Source organism: Tistrella mobilis KA081020-065 (assembly GCF_000264455.2).
Classification (GTDB): Bacteria; Pseudomonadota; Alphaproteobacteria; order Tistrellales; family Tistrellaceae; genus Tistrella; species Tistrella mobilis.
The window spans coordinates 410258-432998 of record NC_017958.1 but is presented as its reverse complement, the minus strand read 5'-3'; the positions used below and the strand labels follow the sequence as shown (position 1 = coordinate 432998).

19 protein-coding genes are annotated in these 22741 nt (G+C 69.4%); 15 read left to right on the top strand and 4 right to left on the bottom strand.

Features of this window, described 5'->3' with window-relative positions; all coding sequences use genetic code 11:
- Window positions 1–62: 62 nt before the first annotated feature.
- Window positions 63–698: an FMN-binding negative transcriptional regulator gene (locus TMO_RS25760; RefSeq protein WP_014747994.1), complete on the bottom strand. Its 636-nt coding sequence runs from the start codon at window positions 696–698 to the stop codon at window positions 63–65.
- Window positions 699–775: 77 nt separating this feature from the next.
- Here TMO_RS25760 and TMO_RS25755 point away from each other — a divergent pair, with 77 nt between their 5' ends.
- Window positions 776–2188, top strand: coding sequence for a PLP-dependent aminotransferase family protein (locus tag TMO_RS25755; protein WP_014747993.1), 1413 nt, complete (start codon window positions 776–778; stop codon window positions 2186–2188).
- A gap of 9 nt (window positions 2189–2197) precedes the next feature.
- On the opposite strand, the gene TMO_RS25750 is transcribed toward TMO_RS25755, so the two are convergent.
- Window positions 2198–3403: a trans-sulfuration enzyme family protein gene (locus TMO_RS25750; RefSeq protein ID WP_014747992.1), complete on the bottom strand. Its 1206-nt coding sequence runs from the start codon at window positions 3401–3403 to the stop codon at window positions 2198–2200.
- 64 nt (window positions 3404–3467) lie between these two features.
- Here TMO_RS25750 and TMO_RS25745 point away from each other — a divergent pair, with 64 nt between their 5' ends.
- The 10 genes from TMO_RS25745 (at window position 3468) to cas2 (ending at window position 14395) form a co-directional block, all read left to right on the top strand.
- Window positions 3468–4352, top strand: coding sequence for an AraC family transcriptional regulator (locus tag TMO_RS25745; RefSeq protein WP_014747991.1), 885 nt, complete (start codon window positions 3468–3470; stop codon window positions 4350–4352).
- A gap of 116 nt (window positions 4353–4468) precedes the next feature.
- Window positions 4469–5398, top strand: a complete 930-nt coding sequence (locus TMO_RS25740) for a pirin family protein (protein WP_014747990.1) — start codon at window positions 4469–4471, stop codon at window positions 5396–5398.
- A gap of 123 nt (window positions 5399–5521) precedes the next feature.
- Window positions 5522–5962 (top strand): DUF4149 domain-containing protein, encoded by a 441-nt coding sequence (locus TMO_RS25735; protein WP_014747989.1) that lies wholly within the window; start codon window positions 5522–5524, stop codon window positions 5960–5962.
- A gap of 196 nt (window positions 5963–6158) precedes the next feature.
- Entirely contained in the window at window positions 6159–8570 is a 2412-nt protein-coding gene (locus TMO_RS25730) for a CRISPR-associated helicase/endonuclease Cas3 (RefSeq protein ID WP_014747988.1), read from the top strand.
- Window positions 8571–8769: 199 nt separating this feature from the next.
- Window positions 8770–9435, top strand: coding sequence for a type I-C CRISPR-associated protein Cas5c (gene cas5c / locus TMO_RS25725; RefSeq protein WP_041607845.1), 666 nt, complete (start codon window positions 8770–8772; stop codon window positions 9433–9435).
- On the top strand, window positions 9432–11339 hold the full coding sequence (gene cas8c, locus TMO_RS25720; protein ID WP_014747986.1) for a type I-C CRISPR-associated protein Cas8c/Csd1: 1908 nt from the start codon (window positions 9432–9434) through the stop codon (window positions 11337–11339). The genes cas5c and cas8c overlap by 4 nt, the downstream gene beginning before the upstream one ends.
- A gap of 57 nt (window positions 11340–11396) precedes the next feature.
- Window positions 11397–12269, top strand: a complete 873-nt coding sequence (gene cas7c / locus TMO_RS25715) for a type I-C CRISPR-associated protein Cas7/Csd2 (RefSeq protein ID WP_014747985.1) — start codon at window positions 11397–11399, stop codon at window positions 12267–12269.
- A gap of 39 nt (window positions 12270–12308) precedes the next feature.
- Window positions 12309–12971, top strand: coding sequence for a CRISPR-associated protein Cas4 (gene cas4 / locus TMO_RS25710; protein ID WP_014747984.1), 663 nt, complete (start codon window positions 12309–12311; stop codon window positions 12969–12971).
- A complete protein-coding gene (cas1c, locus tag TMO_RS25705; RefSeq protein WP_014747983.1) occupies window positions 12968–14059 on the top strand; it encodes a type I-C CRISPR-associated endonuclease Cas1c in 1092 nt (363 codons plus the stop codon). Before cas4 ends, cas1c begins: the two co-directional genes overlap by 4 nt.
- Before the next feature lie 45 nt (window positions 14060–14104).
- A complete protein-coding gene (gene cas2, locus TMO_RS25700; protein ID WP_014747982.1) occupies window positions 14105–14395 on the top strand; it encodes a CRISPR-associated endonuclease Cas2 in 291 nt (96 codons plus the stop codon).
- A 165-nt stretch (window positions 14396–14560) separates the two neighbouring features.
- Here the strand turns inward: cas2 and TMO_RS25695 are convergent, their stop codons facing one another.
- Both TMO_RS25695 and TMO_RS25690 read right to left on the bottom strand, forming a co-directional pair.
- On the bottom strand, window positions 14561–15427 hold the full coding sequence (locus tag TMO_RS25695) for an inositol monophosphatase family protein (RefSeq protein WP_014747981.1): 867 nt from the start codon (window positions 15425–15427) through the stop codon (window positions 14561–14563).
- Window positions 15424–16131 (bottom strand): TetR/AcrR family transcriptional regulator, encoded by a 708-nt coding sequence (locus TMO_RS25690; RefSeq protein WP_014747980.1) that lies wholly within the window; start codon window positions 16129–16131, stop codon window positions 15424–15426. Before TMO_RS25690 ends, TMO_RS25695 begins: the two co-directional genes overlap by 4 nt.
- Window positions 16132–16836: 705 nt before the next feature.
- Between TMO_RS25690 and TMO_RS25685 the strand changes: the two genes are divergently transcribed.
- The 4 genes from TMO_RS25685 (at window position 16837) to preA (ending at window position 22563) form a co-directional block, all read left to right on the top strand.
- Window positions 16837–18336, top strand: a complete 1500-nt coding sequence (locus TMO_RS25685) for a CoA-acylating methylmalonate-semialdehyde dehydrogenase (RefSeq protein ID WP_014747979.1) — start codon at window positions 16837–16839, stop codon at window positions 18334–18336.
- 99 nt (window positions 18337–18435) lie between these two features.
- The gene (locus TMO_RS25680) at window positions 18436–19692 is read left to right on the top strand and encodes a Zn-dependent hydrolase (protein WP_014747978.1); all 1257 of its coding nucleotides are present in this window, start codon (window positions 18436–18438) and stop codon (window positions 19690–19692) included.
- Window positions 19693–19857: 165 nt separating this feature from the next.
- A complete protein-coding gene (locus TMO_RS25675; RefSeq protein ID WP_014747977.1) occupies window positions 19858–21231 on the top strand; it encodes an NAD(P)-dependent oxidoreductase in 1374 nt (457 codons plus the stop codon).
- A gap of 27 nt (window positions 21232–21258) precedes the next feature.
- Window positions 21259–22563 carry an NAD-dependent dihydropyrimidine dehydrogenase subunit PreA gene (gene preA / locus TMO_RS25670; protein ID WP_014747976.1) on the top strand — a complete coding sequence of 435 codons (1305 nt, stop codon included), beginning with the start codon at window positions 21259–21261 and terminating at the stop codon, window positions 22561–22563.
- The last annotated feature ends 178 nt before the right edge of the window (window positions 22564–22741 follow it).

Sequence of the window (22741 nt, the reverse complement as noted above, 5' to 3'; positions counted from 1 at the left end):
CGTTCCGCACACCGCCCCCGGTCGCAAGACCGGGGGCTTTTTTTGTGCGGGGAGGGCACCTTTTAAGGGGGGGCGGCCGCCACCAGCGCCGCCATCTCGCGATCCGCCGGGCGGTCGCTTGCGGCCAGTCCGGCCGCGACGCCTTCACGATCGGCGGCGGGCCGGTTCTGGCTGGCCTTGCACTTGCCCTCGATCCGGCTGATCTGAAGCCGCAGCCCGACGATGCCGCGCAGCTGGGCGCGGATGAAATCTTCCGGCGCATCGGCCACCGACCAGGGCATCGGCCGGCTGGCCTCGTGGCGCTCGGTCAGGCGCCGGACCAGGTTCAGCAGCCGGTCGGGATCGTCGAACAGTTCCAGCGTTCCATAGGCGTGAACGGCGACATAATTCCAGGTGGGCACCACCCGGCCGGTCTCCTGCTTGGTGGCATAGAAGGCGGGTGTGACATAGGCGTCGGGGCCGCTGAACATCGCCAGCGCCTCGCCGCCGATGGCGGGCAGCCGCCCTTGCGGATTTGCGCGCGCCAGATGGCCGTAGAGCGTGCCATGGGGCCCTTCGGTCTCGTCCAGCAGCAGGGGCAGCGGGGTCGCCATCAGCCCCTCAACCGTGGCGGTGACCAGGGTCGCAAGACCGGCGTCACGGATGGTGGCGACAAGCCTCTGCCGGTCGTCGATGCGGAAGGCGGGTGGGGTGTACATGGTGAAACTCCCTTGCGTGCACCCCCAGAATGCCGCGAGTCTGGACCGGCAGGAATGTCCGGTTCCGGAGAAAACAGGTGGGCCAGTTTGACGAGGAGGGCATCGCCCGCCGGATCGTGGCGGCGATCCGGGCGCGGATCGACGAGGGGGTCTGGCAGCCGGGGGAGCGCCTGCCGTCGACCCGCAGTTTTGCGGCCGAATGGGGTGTGTCGCGCACGACCGTGACCGCCGCCTACGGCCAGCTGGTGGCCGAGGGCTACATCACCACCCGGCCGGGGGCACGGGCCGAAGTCGCCGCGGGGCTGGGCCGGGACGTGGTGCCGGCGGCGCCCGAACCGGCCCCACCGCGGCGACTGTCGGCCTTTGCCCGGCGGCTTGCCGAGATGCCGCCCCCGGCACCGGTGCAGGCGTTCCGGATTGCGGATTTCCGCTATGGCGATCTGGCGGGGCGCGATTTTCCGGTGCTGGCCTGGCGGCGGGCGATGACCGCGGTGCTGCTGCGCCGCCCCGACCGGCTGGCCTATGGCGACCCGCAAGGGGCGACGGCGCTCCGCCGGGTGCTGGCCGGGTATCTGTGGCGGGCCCGCGGCATCCGCTGCACGGCCGGGCAGATCATCGTGGTCAACGGTTCGCAACAGGCGCTGGATCTTGCGGCGCGGCTGCTGCTCGATCCCGGCGACCGCGTCTTGATCGAAAACCCGGGCTATCTGCTCGCCCGCCGGGCCTTTGCGGCGGCGGGCGGATCGGCCATACCGGTGCCGGTGGATGCCGAGGGGTTGAACACCGACCATCTGCCGCCCGCCCGTCTCGCCTATGTCACGCCCTCGCATCAGTTCCCTTTGGGAGGCGTGCTGTCGGCGGCACGGCGGCGGGCGCTGCTCGCCTGGGCCCGGGCGCAGACGGCGGTGATCATCGAGGATGATTATGACGGCGAATACCGCCACGAGGTTGCGCCCGTGCCCGCCCTGCAGACGGCCGATCCGGCGCGCGTGATCTATATCGGCACGCTCTCCAAGACGCTCTCGCCCACGCTGCGCCTGGGCTATCTGGTCGTGCCGGCCGATCTTGCTCCGGCCTTTGCCGAGGCCAAGCGCGTGACCGACCGGCACACAGCCCTGATCGAGCAGGAGGCCCTGGCCCTGCTGATGGAAAGCGGCGCCTATGAGCGCCATGTCCGGGCCATCCGCCGCCGCAATGCTGCCCGGCGCGCCGTGCTGCTGGATGCGCTGGCAGGGCTGCCGGTGCGGGTGGTGGGTGCCGCCACCGGCCTGCATCTGGTGGCCTGGCTGGACGGCGTGCCGGCCGGCCACGAAGCCGCCGTGATTGCGGCCGCTGCTGCGGCCGGGGTTGGGCTCTACCCGGTCTCGGCCCTCTATGATCCGGCAGCCCCCCGGCCGGAGGTGGCCGGGCTGATCCTCGGCTATGCCGGGCTCGACCCGGCCGCGATCCGGCGCGGGGTGGCTGTGCTGGACCAGGTGCTGGGGCGCTGAAGGCGGCCCTCAGCCAAGGGCGGCATCCAGATCGGCGATGATCGCCGCCGGATCCTCGAAGCCCAGGCCCAGGCGGATCAGCCCGGCGGGCAGGCCCGTCAGGGTCAGTTGATCCGGCGTCATCATCGCCGACCACATCGCCGCCGGATGAACCGCGACCGTCATCGGCGTGCCGAAACTGGCCGAGCGGCGGATCAGCCGCAGCCGGGACATCATGGCCTCTGCGGCATCGAGCCCGCCGGCCACCTCGAAGGAGAGCAGGCCGCCGGCACCCTCGGGCATCTGCCGGCGGGCCAGATCGCGCTGCGGGTGGCCGTCGAGGCCCGGGTAATGAACGGCCGTGATCCGCGGATGCGCCGCCAGATGGCGGGCGACCGCAAGCGCCGTGGCGTTCTGGCGGGCGACCCGCATAGGCAGGGTGCGCAGGCCGCGCAGCACCAGCCATGAAGCGAAGGGATCGGGCGTCGCCCCCAGCAGATGCGCCTCGTGCCAGACCCGTTCGACCAGGTCGGCGCGGCCGGTGACGATGCCGGCCGAGACGTCGCCATGGCCCGACAGATATTTGGTGGCGCTGTGCATCACCAGATCGATGCCGAAGCCGAGCGGCCGCTGGTTGAGCGGGGTGGCGATGGTGTTGTCGATCATGGTCACGATGCCGCGGTCGCGTGCGAAGGCCGCCACACCGGCCAGATCGGTCAGCCGGAGCAGGGGGTTGGAGGGGCTTTCCAGCAGGATCAGTTTCGTGTTCGGACGGGCCGCCCGCGCGAAGGCGGCGGTGTCGTCCTGATCGACCAGATCGACCGTGATGCCGAGCCGCGGCGCCAGACGGGTGAGCAGGCCGGTGGTGCCGCCATAGAGCAGGCGTTGCGCCACCACGTGATCGCCCGCGCCTGCGAAGGCGAGCAGCACGGCCGTGATCGCCCCCATGCCCGAGGCGGTCGCAACCGCGGCCGTGCTGCCTTCGAGGGCGGCCACCGCCCGTTCCAGGGCGCGGGTGGTGGGGTTGCCGTAGCGGGTGTAGAAGCCCTCATGCATCGGCGTCGTCGCCATCCGGGCGAAACCTTCGGCATCCTCGGCAGAGAAGGCTGCCGTCTGATAGAGTGGCGGGGCGATCGGCACCGAGCCCTCTGGCGGGGTGACGGCGGCATGCGACAGCAGGGTCCAGGGATCGGAACCGGTCGAGGGTTCAGGCCAGGAATCGGGATGCGCGAACATGGGGCGTAACCTCGCCGGAGATGGGGGACGGGCGGATCAGCCTAGCGATCTCCAGGGACCGGTCTTGTCCGATCCTGCGCAGGGCTATGCCGGCATTGCCGACGGGGTGCGGCTGGTCGCGGCCGGCACCACCGGCGTGGAGGCCACATTCACGCGTCTGCGCCGGCACCGCTTTCGCCCCCATACCCATGACACGCTGATGCTGGGGCTGATCGAGGCCGGGGTGAAGGAGTTCCGCCGCGAACGGAGCATCCATGCCGCCGCCCCCGGGCGGATCTCGGTGGTCGATCCGGGGGATCTGCACACCGGCAGCCGGGTGGTGGGCGACGAGCTGCGCTATCGCGCGCTCTATCTGCCCATGGCGCTGCTGACCGAGGCCGCCGCCGCGGCCGGCTTCGGCCCCGGCGGCGGCGTTGCCGGCGGCGATGCGCCCGAAGTGGGGTTTCGGTGTGCGGTGATCGAGGATGCCGGGCTGCATGCCCGCCTGATTGCCACCCATCAGGCGCTGTGCCGGCCCGAAACCCGGCTCGCCCGCGACGTGCTGCTGCGCGAGGCGGCGGTGATGCTGGTCGCCCGCCATGGCAGCGGCCGCAGGATGCGGGTCTCTGCGGCGGCGGCCTCGCCCGAGATCGAGCGGGCCCGGGCCCTGATCCGGGACCGCTTCGCCGAAGATCTGCCGGTGGCGGAGATCGCGGCCGTGGCCGGCCTCAGCCCCTGGCATCTGATGCGCCAGTTCCGCCGTCTGGTGGGGCTGCCGGTCCATGCCTATCAGATCCAGCTCAGGGTCGAGGCGGCGAAGCGGCTGCTGGCGGCGGGCTGCCCCACGGTTCAGGCGGCGCTGGAGACCGGCTTTGCCGACCAGGCCCATTTCAGCCGCCGTTTCAAGGATCTGGTGGGCGTGTCGCCGGCCGCCTGGGCGCGCGACCGGCGGGGGGCCATCGGTGCCTGAGCATTGGCGTTTGGTGCCCGCGCGTTGACACTGCGTCACCGCCGTCGGGACTATCGCGGCCGGGACCTGCGGGCTAGCCTCAAGCTGATAACGGGCTTTGAGCGAGGACGGATCCCATGAGCAGGTTCGAGGACGAGATGGCCGGCGAGGCCGCCCCCGGCGGCTGCCCGGCGGTGGAGATGGTGATCCGCGGGCGGGTGCGCGATATCGGCGGGCTGAACGTCGCCCGGCTGCTGCCTTATGCCAAGCGGCGCGCGATCGGGCCCTTCGTGTTCTTCGACCGGATGGGGCCGGTCGGCTTTGCGCCCGGCACCGGGCTCGACGTGCCGCCGCATCCCCATATCGGCCTCGCGACGCTCACCTATCTGTTTCAGGGCGCCATCGTCCATCGCGACAGCCTGGGCACGGTCGCGACCATCCGGCCCGGGGCGGTGAACCTGATGACCGCCGGACACGGCGTGGCCCATTCGGAACGCACCGCACCCGAAGACCGCCCCGGGGGATCGGTGCTCGACGGGGTGCAGATCTGGCTGGCCCAGCCGAAGCCCGAAGAGCAGGGTGCGCCCGGCTTCGCCCATCATGCCGCAGAAGACCTGCCCGAGCTGCGCATCGGCACCGGCATCACCCTGCGTGTGGTGGCGGGGGAGGCCTATGGCGCGCGCTCGCCGGTCGAGGCGCCGGGTGGCGCGCTCTGCCTGGATCTGGCGCTGGAAGACGGCGCGGCACTTGAGGTACCGGATGCCGCACCGGAACGCGGGCTGGTGGTGATCGACGGCGCGGTTCTGATCGACGGCGAACCCCATGAGGCGGGCATGCTGGCGGTGCTGCGCGCGGGCAGCCGGCCGCGGCTTCAGGCGAGTGGCGGTCTGGCGCGGGTGATGCTGATCGGCGGCCCGCCGCTGGATGGGCCGCGGTCGATGTGGTGGAACTTCGTCGCCAGCGACCCGGCGCTGATCGAGGATGCCAAACGCGACTGGGCCTCGGGCGATCCGCGCTTTCCGGCGGTGGCAGAGGAAAGCGATCGGCTGCCCCTGCCGCAGTACTGACCCGGCAATCGACCGATGGTGACACCGGCTTGTTCCCGGATGCTCGCAGCCGATCCGGGCAACCTTGACCATATCTGAAGCTGAACAGGAGATCCCGACCGGCAAACAAGGTGAGAGGCCGCCATGATCGATGCCCCCGGACTGATTGACGCCCCCGGACTTGTGGCGCTCTATCTGTCGGCCGTCATGCTGGGCGCCATGGTGTTCTTCTCAGGTATCGTGGCGCCGACGGTGTTCACCACGCTGGAGCCGCAGCCGGCGGCGCGGCTGATCCGACGGATCTTTCCGCGCTATTACCTGCTGATCATCCTGACCGGCTTCGTCACCGCCCTTGCCGCGGCCTTCGCCGCACGCTGGCTGCCGGCGCTGCTCTTCACTCTGGTGGCGGCACTTGGGCTGATCGCCCGCCACGGCATTCTGCCCGCAGTGAACCGCGCCCGCGATGCGGAGCTTGCCGGCGACCTTGCCGCCGGCCGCCGCTTCGCGCGGCTGCACCGGGCAAGCGTGATCCTGAACGTCGTCCAGCTGGTCATCGCGGCGGTGGGGTTCGGGCAGCTGGCCTGATGCCGCCCCGGACCCTGGAAATGGGGAGGCTTTATCGGTATGGGGTCTTCTTCGGGAAGTCATACCCGATATCGGCAGGCCTTCCCCATTCTCCATCTGAATCATGGCGCGACCATCCGCCCCATATCCCCGCCTTGCACGTGTGGTGATCGCATCGTAACCTGATGCCGTCCCATTCCCCGCATGCGGTCGTGACATGCCGTTTTATGCCCATTCGCTGAAGGACCGGCCCGAGACCGCCTGGCATCTGCTGGCCGATCATCTGCGGGCGGTGGGGGCTGGGGCGGGGGTGAGCGCGGCGCGGTTCGGGCAGGGGAGTATCGCCGGGGCGGCCGGGCTGCTGCACGACACGGGCAAGTATTCTCCGGCGTTTCAGGCGCGGCTGCGCGGGGACGTGACCAAGGTCGATCATGCGACCTGGGGGGCGCGGGTGATGTCCGAGATGATCCGCGACCGCGCCGGCGGGCTGGCCGGGCGTCTGCCCGGGGCACAGGCGGTGCTCTATGCCGTGGCCGGGCATCATGCCGGGCTGGCGGATTTCGAGGATCAGGGCGATGGCGGCCGCGGCAGCCTGCGGGAGCGAGTGGAGAAGAAGCCGCTCGACGATGCCTCGGCCTGGAAAGACGAGATCACGCCGCCCGAACCGGATGAGAGCTGGCGCCACCTGCCGCCGCCGCGGCCGGGGGAGGCGCCGGACGACCGCGCCGGCTTCCGCTTCGCGGTGATGACCCGGATGGTGTTCTCCTGCCTGGTGGATGCCGATTACGCCGACACCGCCGCCTTCCATGCCGCCGCCGAGGGCCGGGAAGATCCGGAGGCGGGCCTCGCGGCGGCCCCGATTGCGGTGCTGCGGGCGCGGGTGGACGGGTTCATCGACGGTCTCGCCGCCGATGCCGCGGCCAGGGCCGCCGGGCAGGCGGGGGCGGAGCGGGTGGTGGCCGCCCGCGCCGAAGTGCTGGCCGATTGCCGGGCGGCGGCATCGGCGGGGCAGGGCGTGTTCTCGCTGTCGGTGCCGACCGGCGGCGGCAAGACGCTGGCCTCGCTCGCCTTCGCGCTGGCCCATGCCGAGGCGCACGGGCTCGACCGGGTGATCATCGTCATCCCCTATACCTCGATCATCGAGCAGACCGCCGGGGTGATCCGCAAGGCGCTGGGGGCCGATCTGGCCGATCAGGTGCTGGAACATCACAGCGCCTTCGACACCGAAGCCGATCTGGACCGCCGCAACATCCCGCCGGAGGCACGGGAACGCTGGCAGGGCCGCGACAAGCTGCGCCGGGCGATGGAGCGCTGGAACCGGCCGATCATCGTCACCACCGCGGTGCAGTTCCTGGAAAGCCTGTTCTCCGACCGCCCGGCGCGCTGCCGCAAATTGCAGGCGATCCCGCGCTCGGTGGTGATCCTGGACGAGGCCCATATGATGCCCCGCGGCCTGCTGCGCCCGACGGTGGCGATGCTCGACGAACTGGCGGCAAATTACCGGGTGACGGTGGTGCTGGCGACGGCGACGCAGCCGGTGCTGGTGGCGCCCGACGGCACTGCGGAGGTCGTCGACGAATACGCCCAGGTGTTCGGGCTGGAGGGCGGGTTCCAGGCGGTACGCGAGATCGTCTCCGACCCCTCGGCCCTGCATGACCGGCTGGCGCGGGTGCGCGTGCGGGAGGCGGGCATTCTGGACGATGCCGGGGTGATCGCGCGGCTGACGACCGGCCCCCGGGCACTGGCCGTGGTCGATACCCGCCTCCATGCCCGGCGGCTCTACGAGAGGCTGGCGGCCGCGGCGCCCGAGGGGGCGTTCCACCTCTCTGCCCTGATGACTGCCGCCCATCGCAGCCGGCGGCTGGACGAGATCCGCGCCCGGCTGGCGGCGGGCGACACCTGCCGGATCGTCTCCACCACCGTCATCGAATGCGGCGTGGATATCGACCTGCCGATGGTGCTGCGCGCCGCCGCCGGCTTCGATTCGATCGCCCAGGCCGCGGGGCGCTGCAACCGCGAGGGCCGGCTGGGCCGGGAGGGGGTGGTCGAGGTTTTCACCCCCGCCGACCCGGCCGACCAGCCCAGACGACTGGCCCAGGCCCTGGCGGCGGCGGCCGTGGCGCGCGGGCGGATGGTCGAGGACCGGATCGACGACCCGCTCTCGCCCGAGGCCATGCGGCTCTATTTCGATGCGCTGTTCTGGCAGGCGCTCGACATGCTGGATGCCGAAAACATCATGGCGCTGCACGACAGCCCGCACCGCCTCGCCATCCCCTTCGCCACCGTCGCCGAAAGATACCGGATCATCGAGGACGGCATGCTGCCGCTGATCATCCCGACCACGCCCGAGGCCGAAGCCTGCGTGGCGGCGCTGGATGCCGCCGACCCGTCCGCCCTCGACCGCTTCGGCGGCGCTGGCGGGGCCGCACGGCTGCTGCAACGCCATGTCGTGACCCTGCCGCCGCGGATCCGGAAGATGCTGGTGGAGGCAAGTGCGGCGCGTGTGGTGGGTGGGGAACGGTACGGGGAGCAGTTCATGGTTCTGACCAACCCGAGCCTGTACCGCGAGGATGTCGGGTTGGTTTGGGAGGAGCCGGCGTTCGTCGCGGTGGAAAAACTGCTCTTCTGACGTTTTCAAAATCAACAGAAATAGCGCTTGACGCTCATTCCATCAAAAGGGAATGATGTGGTGACAAGGTGATCTGTCGGCCGATATTTTGCATTGGCTGTGGGTTGAAACTGATGTTTTTGGAAGACGGTCATCCGGGGGCCGGCCATGTCGGCCCCCAACGGCCCGTCATGTCTTCTCCCTCTGAAAGGTGAGGATGATGGCTTTCGGCGTTCGGCTCCACGTCACCGGGCCGCGTGCACTCTATACACGCCCGGAGATGAAGGTGGAGCGCGTGTCATATGATGTCATTACACCTTCTGCCGCGCGTGGGATCATCGAGGCGATCCACTGGAAGCCGGCAGTCCGCTGGCAGATCGACCGGATCATCGTGCTCAACCCGATCCGTTTCGAGACGATCCGGCGCAACGAGGTCGGCTCGAAGATCGCGGCCGGGGTGGTCAAGCGGGCGCGCGCCGCCGGGAGCACCGCGGGCGTCTACACCATCGTCGAGGAAGACCGCCAGCAGCGCGCCTCGGTGGTGCTGCGCGATGTGGCCTATATCATCGAGGCCCATTTCGAGCTGACGGCAGCGGCGGGGCCGTCGGACAATGAAGGCAAGCATCTCGACATCTTCAACCGGCGGCTGGCGCGCGGGCAGTGCTATCAGCAGCCCTGCCTGGGCACGCGCGAATTCGCCGCCGATTTCGGGCCGGTGGAGGGTGAGCCGGTGCCGCATGCGGATCTGGCCGGCACGCGCGATCTGGGCTGGATGCTCTATGACATCGACTATGCCCGGGGCATGCAGCCGCGTTTCTTCCGGGCGCGGATGGTCGACGGCGTGATCACGGTGCCGCCGCCGCAGTCGGATGAGGTGGTGTCGTGATCCTGCAGCAGCTGTCCGAGTATTACGACCGCCGGATCGAGGGCGGGGACACCGATCTTCCCGAAGAGGGAATGTCGGAACAGGCGATCGATGCCGCGGTCGATCTGGAGCGGTTCCAGCCGGGCTGCGTGCCGCCGGTGCTGCTGCTGGGCGACCGCAGCGGCAAGAAGCCGAAACCGCTGCGCATGACCGTGCCGGCGGCGATCAAGCGCACCTCGGGCGTGGCGGCCAATTTCCTCTGGGACAAATCCGCCTATGTGTTGGGCGTGAAGCGCGCCGGCAAGACGCCGGATGCCGGTGTGGTGGCGGCCGGGAAGGAGTTCGACGCCTTCCGGCAGCTGCATATCGAGGCACTGGCGGGGACCGAGGATCGGGCTCTGCTCAAGCTGTTGGAATTCCTGGAAGACTGGACGCCGGAACGGGCGGTGGCGGCGGTGGAAGCCGGCGAGATTCCGATCGAGGCGGTGGACGGCAATCTCATTTTCCGCTTCGGCCGCGGTACCGTGCGTGATCTGCACCGCTTCCGTGCGGCCCGGGCTGCCTGGGCAGCCCGGCGCGAGGCGGTTGCGGGGGCGGCCGGGCGCTGCCTGGTCAGCGGCATCGTGGCCCCGATCGCCAAACTGCACCCCTCGATCAAGGGCGTGCGCGGCGCACAGAGTTCCGGTGCCTCGCTGGTGTCGTTCAACCTGGATGCCTTCACCTCCTTCGGCAAGGAACAGGGGGCGAATGCGCCGATTTCGGAACGGGTCGCCTTCGCCTATGGCGCGGTGCTGAACAAGCTGCTGGCGCCGGATGGCGCGCATCGGGTGCAGATCGGCGATGCGACCACGGTGTTCTGGACCGACGCCCCCAACCCCGCCGACGACACCGCAAGCCGCGTGCTCGCCAATGCCGTCTCCCCCGCTTATGGGCTGATGGACCAGGATGCGGGCGCAGAGGCCGACGAGGCGGGTGAGGACGGCACCGCAAAGAAGCCCAAGATCGACCTGAAGATGAGCGACGAGGAGGCGAAGCGGGTCCGCACCGCGCTCTCGGCGCTCGCCCGCGGCCGGACGATGGGCGAGGCGATCTCGGCGGATCTTGACCCCGACACCCGGCTCTGGGTGCTGGGGCTGGCGCCCAATGCCGCACGCCTGGCGCTGCGCTTCTGGTACGAAGACCGGCTGGGCGATGCGGTCGACCATGTCCGCCAGCACTGGCACGACCTCCGCCTCGACCCCGGCATCGATCCGGGGCGGCCGGTGTCGGTCTATGCGCTGCTGAAGGCCCTGGCGCCGCAGGGCAAGCTCGACAACCTGCCGCCGAAGCTTGGCGGCGACATCATGCGGGCGGTGCTGAGCGGCCGCCCGTACCCCGCGAACATGGCGGCGCTGGCGCTGATGCGCATCCGCGCCGACGGAGAGATTTCCGCCCTGAGGGTCGCCATGCTCAAGGCCTGGCTGCTCCGGCGGTCGGGCAAGGAACCTCTGGAGAGGGAGGGCGATCTCGTGAGTCTGGATCCTGCCGAAACCAATACCGGCTACCGGCTGGGGCGGCTGTTTGCCGTGCTGGAGAACCTTCAGCGGGCGGCGCTGCCGGGGCTGAACGCCACCATCCGCGACCGGTTCTATGGCGCGGCCTCGGCGACGCCCGGGTCGATCTTCCCGGTGCTGATGCGGGGCAGTACCCATCATGCGGCGAAGCTGCGCAAGGATCGCGGCGGTCTCGCCCACTGGTACGACACCACCATCGCCGAGGTGATCGACGGCCTGCCCTCGAACCTGCCCCGCCATCTGGGGGTGGAGGATCAGGGCCGGTTCGCGATCGGCTATTTCCACCAGCGTCAGGCGATGATGACCCGTGCCCCGGCCGAGGTGAAGGCCGCAGAGGCCGGCGAGCCGGCCGTGATCGGCGACGACGCCTGATCGCCCCATCGCCCTGTTTCAGGATATGAGCCCCGTCTTCGAAAGCGCCCGTTTCCCATGACCGCGATCAGCAACCGCTATGATTTCGTCTATCTCTTCGACGTCACCAACGGTAACCCCAATGGCGACCCGGATGCCGGCAACCTGCCGCGGCTCGACCCCGAGACCAATCAGGGGCTGGTGACCGATGTCAGCCTGAAGCGCAAGGTGCGTAATTTTGTCGACATGGTCGCCGGCAGCACGCCCGGCCATGAGATTTACATGCGGGAGCGCTCGTATCTGAACGAGCAGCACGAACGGGCCTACAAGGCGCTCGACATCAAATCCGAGCCGAAGAAGCTGCCCAAGAAGGAGGAGGAGGCGCGCGCGGTGACCGCCTGGATGTGCGCCAATTTCTTCGACATCCGCACCTTCGGTGCGGTGATGACCACCGAGACGAACACCGGCCAGGTCCGCGGCCCGGTCCAGCTGACCTTCGCGACCTCGATCGACCCGATCATGCCGCTCGAAATCTCGATCACCCGCATGGCCGCGACCAAGGAAGAGCCGGGCAAGAACGACATCCGCACCATGGGCCGCAAGCATATCGTGCCCTATGGCCTCTATCGCGCCCATGGCTTCATCAGCGCCCATCTGGCGGGGCGGACCGGCTTTTCGGACGACGACCTCGCCTTGTTCTGGGCGGCGCTGCAGAACATGTTCGATCACGACCGCTCGGCCGCACGCGGGGAGATGACCGCGCGCGAACTGGTGGTGTTCCGGCATGACAGCGCCATCGGCAACGCCCCGGCGCACAGGCTGTTCAAGCGCGTGACCGTCACCCGCGCCACCCCCGACGAGACCCGCCCGCCGCGCAGCTTCGACGACTACCGCGTGGAGGTGGATACCGACGGGCTGCCCGAGGGGATTACGGTCGAGCGGATGATCTGATCCGCGGGCCTGTATCCGACCGAAGGGGAGGGCGCAGCGATGACGGTCGAGACGGATGCGCCCTCCCTGCCCATCTCGGGGCTGCAGCACTGGATGGTCTGCCCGCGCCAGTTCGCCCTGATCCATGTCGAGCGGATCTGGGCCGAGAATGCGCTCACCGCCGAGGGCCGGGTGGCGCATGAGGCGGTGGACCGGGGCACGGCCGAGGCGCGCAAGGGCGTGAAGCGGGTGACGTCGCTGGCGCTGGTCTGCCGCAATCCATCGCTGCACGGTGTGGCCGATGTGGTCGAGTTGACCATCGAGCGGCGCAGGGTGGTGGCGGCCCTGCCGGTGGAACACAAGCTCGGCCGGCCCAAGGCCCATCGGGCCGACGAGGTCCAGCTCTGCGCCCAGGCGCTGGCGCTGGAAGAGATGTTCGGGCTGACGGTGCCCGAGGGGGCGCTGTTCTACGGCCGGACCCGCCGGCGGCTGGCGGTGATGTTCGACGACGAGTTGCGCGCGTTGACCCGCCGCATCGCCGCCGAGGCCGCCGCCTGCCTGGCCGCGGGGCAGACACCGCCCGCGCTCTATGACCGCAAGCGCTGCGATGCCTGCTCGCTGATCGACACCTGCCGGCCAAAGGCGCTCGCCCGCGGCCGGGCGGTCGCCGGCTGGATCGACGCCCGGCTCGGCAGCGATGCGGATGGGGAGGGGGAGCCGTGAAGCGTTATCTCAACACGCTCTATGTCACCACCCAGGACGCCTGGGTGGTGAAGGACGGCGCCAATCTCGTGGTCCGGCTCGATCAGGCGGAAATCGGCCGGGTGCCGATGCATCTGCTGGGGGCCGTGGTCGGGATCGGCCTGGTCAGCTTCACCGCACCGCTGCTCGCCGCCTGCGCCGAGGCCGGGATCACGGTCAGCATGCTCGACCGCAACGGCCGGTTTCAGGCGCGGGTGGAAGGGCCGGTGTCGGGCAATGTGCTGCTGCGCCGCGCCCAGTATCGCGCGGCCGACGACCCCGACCGCGGGGCGGATCTGGCCGCCTCTCTGCTCACCGCCAAGCTCGACGGTCAGCGGGCGGTGCTGCAGCGCGGCCTGCGCGACCATGGCGAGACCATGGACGCGGCCGCCCGCGACCGGCTGGCGGCGGGCGAGGCGGCGATCGGCGATGCGCTGCGCCGGGTGCGGGCGCTGGCCGCCTCCACCTCCGATCCCGATGCCGCGCGGGATGATCCCCCTGTCATGATCCGGCTCGACCGGCTGCGCGGCATCGAGGGCGAGGCGGCGGCGCGCTATTTCGAGGCTTTCGGCGCCCTGATCCGCAGCGACGAGCCCGCCATGCAGTTCGCCGGGCGAAACCGCCGGCCGCCGCGCGACCCGGTGAATGCGCTGCTTTCCTTCCTCTATGTCCTGCTGACCCATGATTGCCGCTCGGCGCTGGAAAGCGTGGGGTTGGACCCGGCGGTGGGCTTCCTGCACCGCGACCGGCCCGGACGGCCGGGTCTGGCGCTGGATCTGATGGAGGAATTCCGTCCGCGCCTGGCGGACCGGCTGGCGCTCACCCTGATCAACCGACGGGAACTCGGGGCGAAGGATTTCGTCCACGACGCGGCCGGCGGTGTCACTATCCGCGACGAGGCCCGCAAGCGCGTGCTGGTCGCCTGGACCGAGCGCAAGCGCGAGACCGCCACCCATCCCTATCTGGGCGAAAGCGCCGCCCTGGGGCTGATGCCGCATCTTCAGGCCCTGCTGCTGGCCCGCACCCTGCGCGGCGACCTGGATGCCTATCCGCCCTGGCTGCCGCGCTGACCGTCTCCTCCGCTCCACGCCGCCCGTATCAGGGAGACCCCGCCGATGATGGTCCTGGTCAGCTACGACGTCCGCACCGACACGGCCGCCGGCCGCCGCCGCCTGCGCCGTGTGGCCCGGGCGGTGAAGGATTTCGGCCAGCGCGTCCAGTATTCGGTGTTCGAATGCGATGTCGACCCGGCCCAATGGACCCTGCTCCGCGCCCGTCTGATCGCCGAAATCGACCCCGACCAGGACAGCCTGCGCTTCTATCGCCTGGGCGCCAACTGGCGCCCCAAGGTCGAACATGTCGGCGCCAAACCCGCCACCGATTTCGACGCGCCGCTGATCATCTGAACGGCCCGCGGGCCCCGGGTCTGGGCGAGCCCCGAGCACGCGTAAAAGCCCCGGGAGGTTCGCGGCGTGAATTTCCTTTGAATTTCAGCTACCTGAAGTTCAATGGGGTTTTGCTCCATGCTTCAGCATGTTGCTCCCGGAGGTTTGCACAAGGCAGGCGCCCCGTCAGTTGCCCGCTTCCCCGAACAGCGCCTCGCGGAGCGCCAGCCACGACGCCTCGTCCGGCGCGCAGATCAGGCCGCCGGTGGTGTGGGTCGGCAGATACGGGGTGCCGTCGAAATGGGCGGAATGGCCGCCGGCCTCGCGGTGGAGCAGCCAGCCCGCGGCATGGTCCCAGGGCATCAGGCGGTTGTAGACCAGGAAGTCGCAGCCGCCCGAGGCGGCGAGGCGGTATTCCTGGGCGGCGCAGCGCAGCCAGAAATTCGGGCCGACCCGGTCGAGATTGCGGGCAAGGCGGCCGCGCAGCGGCTGGGGCAGGAAGTTGGTGCCGGCAACGCCATGCATCCGCGCGACCGGCCCGGCTGCGGCGACGCGGAGATCGCGGGGGTGGCCCTCGGCCGTGGCGGCCCAGGCGCCCTCTCCGCGCAGCGCCGTCAGGGTTTCGCCGGTCACCGGATCGTGGATCAGGCCGAAGACGATCTCGCCACGGATCGTGGCGGCGATCATGGTGCCGAAGAGCGGCAGGCCCGAGCTGAAATTCTTGGTGCCGTCGAGCGGATCGATGATGAAGGCGAGGTCGGCCGCGGCGATGAGGTCTGCGGGCGGTGCACCGCCCGTGGCATCCGCCGCCTCTTCGCCGATCAGCACCGCGCCCGGGAACATCCGGAGCAGGGCGGTGCCGAGCGCGCGTTCGGTCGCCTCGTCCGCCGCCGTCACCACGTCGAAGGCGGACGTCTTCTGGCGGAGCCCGTCGATGCCGTCGGCCCCGGCCGTCATGCCGGCCCGGAAGCGGGGCATGATCTCATCGGCGGCGATGCGGGCGACGATCCGGCCGATCTCGTCCGCCCCGGCGCGCCCGATCCGGCCGTTCATGCCGCCGTCCCCTTCGAGGCGTCCGCCTCTGCCGCCTCCCGCCGTTCCAGCGCGCCGATGCCCTTGACGATGATCCGGGTGATCTGCTCGGCCGCGCGATCGAATTCGGCGCGGGGCAGGCGGTCGCGGTCGAGCACCGCCTGGATCTGGCACGAGAAGTCGGCGTAATGCTGGGTGACCGCCCAGATCATGAACAGCAGGTGGTAGGGGTCGACCGGGTCGATGCGGCCCTGAGCGACCCAGCGCTCGATATCGGCGGCACGTGTGGCGGCCCAGTTGCGCAGCGTGGTGCGCAAATAGACCATCAGCTGCGGCGCGCCGTGGATGATCTCGTTCGCGAAGACCTTCGAAGCGGCCGGCCGGGTGCGCGACAGCTCCATCTTGGCGCGGACGTAATGGTCGATCGCTTCCACCGGATCATCGCTGATGCCGAACCGGTCGGCGGCCTCGAACCATTCGGTGATGATGCTTTCCAGCACGCGGGCGTAGAGCTGGTTCTTGGTGCGGAAATAATAGTGCAGATTGGCCTTGGGCACGCCGGCGCGTTCGGCGATCGCCGCCGTACTGGCCCCGCGGAAGCCCATCTCGGCGAAGACCTCTTCCGCCGCGGCCAGAATGGCGACGGTGTTCTCCTCGCGGATCTGGGCCTTGCGCGGCAGGGACTGCCGGGCGGGGGCGGGAGCAGGGCCGGCGGGGTCGGGCATCGGTCGGGGGCGTCCTTGGGAAGATGGAGGTGGGGCAGAGCGCAGAGGCATAGGGGCCGGGCATGGGAGGCAATGGCACACCGGTCGCGCGATGCGGACCGATCTGTCGAAACCCGTTCAGGACATCTTGACCGCTTGGTCAGGATACGTCTAACCTGTTCTTCAGGCGATGAAGATCGAGAACGGTCACGTCGCCCGCCTGGCCGGTGAAGCGCCCCCCGCGCACATCGTTCCAGGATCAGGAAGACAGAGGCCGCGTCAAGCGGCCCGGTGAGGGCGAGCACCGGTGGGAGAGACCCGGCGCCGTCTGACAGTGGAGCAGTATGGCCGAGCCGAGCGGGCGTGTGGACACCCTCCACCCGTTTCGACCGATATGCCGGGAGGCCCTTTGAGAATGACCAGCTTCGACTGACCCATCTTCGGATGCCCCATGCCGGGTGATCCGCCTGCGGGATGATCGTCACCCCTGACCCGTTCGGGCCGGGCCGTGTCGTCGTTTCCGGCGGCTGCCATCCGCCGCATGGCCCCTATGCCCCGACGCCCGATTTCCGTCTGCGGCCTGCCCGCGACGCGACGGGAGAGTCGTGCCCTGGGCCCCGGGAGCGGCCCGTGCCGGCCGGCCCGTCTTACGACAGCCCCCCGCAAACATCCCGCCCGGCAGCGTTCAGCCGCCCGGGCGGCCCGCAGAGGACGAGAGACCACCCCATGTCCCGGACCATCGAGCATCTGATCGGCGGCGCGCGCGTCGCCCCCGAAGGCCCCCGCCGCAGCCCGGTCTTCAACCCCGCGACCGGCGAGCAGACGGCCGAGCTTGGCCTTGCGACCCGGGCCGAGGTGGAACGCGCGATCGGCGTGGCGGCGGAGGCCTTCCCGGCCTGGGCGGCGACCCCGCCGGCCAAGCGTGGCCGGATCATGTTCCGCTTCAAGGAACTGCTCGATGCCCGTGCCGATGAGATCGCCCGCGCGATCAGCGCCGAACACGGCAAGACCCATGCCGATGCGCTGGGCGAGGTGGCCCGCGGGATCGAGGTGGTGGAATTCGCCTGCGGCATCCCGCAGCTGCTGAAGGGCGAATACAGCCGCAATGTCGGCCCGGCGATCGACAGTTTCGATGTCCGCGAGCCGCTGGGCGTGGTGGCCGGCATCACGCCGTTCAACTTCCCGGCCATGGTGCCGCTGTGGATGTTCCCGCTGGCGATCGCCGCCGGCAACACCTTCATCCTGAAGCCGTCGGAGAAAGACCCGAGTGCGGCGCTGCTGGTGGCCGAAATCGCGCATGAGGCCGGCCTGCCGGCGGGGGTGCTGAACGTCGTCCATGGCGACAAGGAAGCCGTCGACGTGCTGCTGACCGATCCGCGGATCGAGGCGGTGAGCTTCGTGGGCTCCACCCCGATCGCCGAATATGTCTATGCGACCGGCACCGCGGCCGGCAAGCGGGTCCAGGCGCTGGGCGGCGCCAAGAACCACATGGTCATCCTGCCCGATGCCGATCTGGACCAGGCGGTGGATGCGCTGATGGGGGCAGGCTACGGCTCGGCGGGTGAGCGCTGCATGGCGATTTCGGTGGCCGTGCCTGTGGGCGAGGAGACCGCCGACCGGCTGGTCGAAAAGCTGATCCCGCGGGTGGAAGCGCTGAAGGTGGGGCCCGCCACCGACAGCGCCGCCGAAATGGGGCCGCTGATTTCCGACATCCACGCCCGCAAGGTGCGCGGCTATATCGACAAGGGCGTGGAAGAGGGCGCGAAGCTGCTGGTCGACGGCCGCAATTTCCGCCTGCAGGGCTATGAGAACGGCTATTTCGTCGGCGGCACCCTGTTCGACCGGGTGACGACCGACATGACCATCTACCGCGAAGAGATCTTCGGCCCGGTGCTGTCGGTGGTGCGCAGCGGGTCTTACGAAGATGCGGTGGGCATGATCAACGCCCATGAATACGGCAACGGCACCGCGCTCTTCACCCGCGACGGCGATGCGGCCCGCGATTTCGTGAGCCGGGTCCGGATCGGCATGGTCGGCGTCAACGTGCCGCTGCCGGTGCCGGTCGCCTATCACAGCTTCGGCGGCTGGAAGCGCTCGCTCTTCGGCGCCCATCACATCTACGGGCCCGAGGGCGTGAAGTTCTACACCCGCCTTAAGACCGTCACCCAGCGCTGGCCGACCGGCATCCGCGCCGGCGCGCAGTTCAACTTTCCGACGATGGGATGAGCGGGCACGGCAGATCCGATGCCGCCGCCCGTGCGGCACGGGTGTAGACTCATCTCATCGCATCGTATTCGAGACACAGGATCAGGGGACGATCACACCATGTCGAACATCCGGATCAACGGCGAGCGGCTCTGGGACAGCCTGATGGAGATGGCCAGGATCGGTGCCACCGAAAAGGGCGGCGTCTGCCGTCTGGCGCTGACCGATCTGGACCGCCAGGGCCGCGATCTGTTCGTGAAATGGGCGAAGGAGGCGGGCTGCACCATCACGGTGGACAGGATGGGCAACATCTTCGCCCGCCGCGAAGGCCGCAACCCGTCTCTGCCGCCGGTGATGACCGGCAGCCATCTGGACAGCCAGCCGACCGGCGGCCGTTTCGACGGCGTCTATGGCGTGCTGGCGGGTCTTGAGGTGCTGCGCACGCTCAACGACCTCAATTACGAGACCGAGGCGCCGGTCGAGGTGGCGGTCTGGACCAATGAGGAAGGCTCGCGCTTCGCCCCGGCCATGGTGGCGTCGGGCGTGTTCGCGGGCGTGTTCGACCTGGATTACGGCCTCAGCCGCGCCGATCTGGACGGCAAGACCATGGGCCAGGAGCTGGAGCGGATCGGCTATGCCGGCGATCAGCCGGTGGGCAAGCCGGTCGGCGCCTATTTCGAGGCCCATATCGAACAGGGCCCGATCCTGGAGGCCGAGGGCAAGACCATCGGCATCGTCACCCACGCCCAGGGCCAGCGCTGGTACGAGGTGGTGCTGACCGGCCAGGAGGCCCATGCCGGGCCGACGCCGATGCCGATCCGCCGCGACGCCCTGCTGGGGGCGGCGAAGATCGTTCAGGCGGTCAATAAGATCGGTCTCGACAATGCGCCGGTCGCCTGCGCGACGGTGGGGCTGATGCAGGTTCATCCCAACAGCCGCAACGTCATCCCGGGCCGGGTGTTCTTCACCATCGACCTGCGCCACCCCGATGACGACGTGCTCTCGAAGATGGACCGCGAGCTGCGCGCCGCCATCGACGAGGTGGTGGCCGACGGCAGGCTGGAGGCGAAGGTCGAGCAGATCTTCTACTACGCGCCGGTGCCGTTCGAAGAGGGCTGCGTCAACGCCGTGCGCGCGGCCACTGCGGCCGCGGGCTTCAGCAACCGCGACATCGTCTCGGGCGCCGGCCATGACGCCTGCTATCTGGCGAAGGTCGCGCCCACGGGCATGATCTTCATTCCCTGCATCGACGGCATCAGCCACAACGAGATCGAGGATGCGAAGCCCGAATGGGTTGCGGCCGGCGCCGAAGTGCTGCTGGGCGCGATGCTGGAACGGGCCAATGCCGGCTCGGGGGCTGCCGCCGACGCGGCCTGATACAGGGTTTTTTCAAGGACGTGACGACCCCCTGCGGCGCCTGAGGGTGCCGCAGGGGCAACGGACCGGCGGACCCGCGAAGGGCGGGGGTGGTTCCACCATCTCCATCCTTGGTTGAGAGAGCCCCGGCCGATAACCAATGACAGACGAAGGACGAGCTTCATCATGGACGAGACGGGTGACATCCGGGCCGGCCGTCTGCCGGCGGAAGACCTCGGCCGGAACTTCCTCGATGCCCATCCGCCGCTGCATGGGCGGGCGGCACTGGTCGAGGCGAGCCGCTGCCATTTCTGCTGGGACGCGCCCTGCGTGAAGGCGTGCCCCACCTCCATCGACATCCCGAGCTTCATCCGCAAGATCGCGACCGACAACATGAAGGGGGCCGCGACCGATATCCTCTCGGCCAACATCATGGGCGGCATGTGCGCCCGGGTCTGCCCGACCGAGATCCTGTGCGAGCAGGCCTGCGTGCGCCACGACCAGGACGACAAGCCGGTCGAGATCGGCCTGCTGCAGCGCCACGCCACCGAATGGGTCTATGGCAGCGACACCACGCCGGCAACCCAGCTGTTCCGGCGGGCCGCCCCCAGCGGCCGGCGGGTGGCTGTCGTGGGCGGCGGCCCGGCGGGGCTGTCCTGCGCCCATCGCCTGGCCATGCTGGGCCATGACGTCACGGTGTTCGAGGCGCGCGAGAAGGCGGGCGGGCTGAACGAATACGGCATCGCCGCCTATAAGACGGTCGATGATTTCGCCGCCCGCGAGGTCGCCTGGATCCTGTCGATCGGCGGCATCGAGGTGAAGACCGGCCAGATGCTGGGCCGCGACATCAGCCTGGATCAGCTGCGTGCCGAGTATGATGCGGTGTTCCTGGGCCTGGGCCTCGGCGCGGTGCGCGCGCTGGGCGCCGAGGGCGAGACGCTGGCGGGGGTGGAACCCGCGGTCGATTTCATCGCCCGGCTGCGCCAGGCCGACGATCTGTCCACCCTGCCGGTCGGCCGTCAGGTGGTGGTGATCGGTGGCGGCAACACCGCGGTCGACGCGGCGGTGCAGTCGAAGAAGCTGGGTGCCGAAGACGTGACCATGGTCTATCGCCGCGGCACCGAACAGATGAGCGCCACACCGGTGGAGCAGGATTTCGCCCGGTCGAACGGCGTGGTGCTGCGCACCTGGATGCGGCCGGTGAAGGTTCATGGGGCCAATGGCCGGGTGACGGGGGTGGAATTCGCCTATACCCGCGCCGGCGATGACGGCCGGGCGGTGGATACCGGCGAGACCCGGCTGATCGCTGCCGATCAGGTGCTGCTGGCGATCGGTCAGGTGCTGCTGCCCGACGGTTTCGGCGGCGCGGCGGTGCTGGAGATGACCGGCGACCGGATCGCCGTCGATGCCGGCTTCGCGACCTCGCTCGCCGGCGTCTGGGCCGGTGGCGACTGCGTCGCCAGCGGCATCGACCTGACCGTTCAGGCGGTGGAGCACGGCAAGCAGGCGGCACTGTCGATCGATGCCGCCTTCGCCGCCGCCCAGGGCCGCGCGGCCTGACCCCGAATTTCGGAAGGATATCCCGTCATGGCCGACCTTTCCTGCGACATCGCCGGCATCCGCTCCCCCAATCCGTTCTGGCTGGCCTCGGCCCCGCCGACCGACAAGGAATACAACGTCGTCCGCGCCTTCGAGGCCGGCTGGGGCGGCGTGGTCTGGAAGACGCTGGGCATCGACCCGCCGGTGGTGAACGTGTCCTCGCGCTATGGCGCGGTGTCGTATAACGGCCAGCGCATCGCCGGCCTGAACAATATCGAACTGATCACCGACCGGCCGCTGGCGGTGAACCTGGAAGAGATTGCGCGGGTGAAGCGCAACTGGCCCGACCGCGCGGTCGTGGTCTCGCTGATGGTGCCCTGCAACGAGGCCGACTGGGCGTATATCCTGCCGATGGTCGAAGAGACCGGCTGCGACGGGCTGGAGCTGAATTTCGGCTGCCCCCACGGCATGTCGGAACGCGGCATGGGTGCGGCGGTCGGCCAGGTGCCGGAATATGTCGAGATGGTCACCCGCTGGGTGAAGAAGCATTCGCGCCTGCCGACCATCGTGAAGCTGACCCCCAACATCACCGATGTCCGCCAGTCGGCGCGGGCGGCGAAGAACGGCGGCGCCGATGCGGTGTCGCTGATCAACACCATCAATTCGATCGTCACCGTCGATCTGGACGTGATGGCGCCGACGCCGACGGTGGACGGCAAGGGCACCCATGGCGGCTATTGTGGCCCGGCGGTGAAGCCGATCGCGCTCAACATGGTCGCCGAAATCGCCCGCGATGCCGCGACCCGCGGCCTGCCGATCTCGGGCATCGGCGGGGTGCAGTCCTGGCGGGATGCGGCGGAGTTCATCGCACTCGGCTGCGGTGGGGTGCAGGTCTGCACCGCCGCGATGCATTACGGCTTCCGCATCGTCCGCGACATGATCGACGGGCTGAACAACTGGATGGACGAGAAGGGTTATGCCCGGATCGACGACTTCCGCGGCATGGCGGTGCCGAACGTCACCGACTGGCAGTTCCTGAACCTGAAATACGACATCAAGGCGCGGATCGACCAGGACAAGTGCATCAAATGCGGCCTCTGCCACATCGCCTGCGAGGATACCTCGCATCAGGCGATCACGGCGGAGAAGGACGGCGCGCGCTATTTCGACGTGGTCGACAGCGAATGCGTCGGCTGCAATCTGTGCATGCTGGCCTGCCCGGTGGACAACTGCATCACCATGGAACGGGTGGATGCCGGCACCGAATACCTGAACTGGACCCAGCACCCCAACAACCCGATGGCGAAGCCCGCCGCCGCCGGCACGCCCGAGACGGTCGACGCTGCCGAATGACGGCCGAAGGTGAGTGAGGGCCGAGGGCGAGTGAAGGCCGAAGAACGGGGCCGGCTTCCCCGAAACCGGTGCAGATTATAAGAACAGGCAGGACGAACACGGGACCACCGGCAGCCATGCCCCCGCATCCCCGTCACACCCCCGCGTCCGCGCGCGACGGAGGATGGCAAGGGGTGGG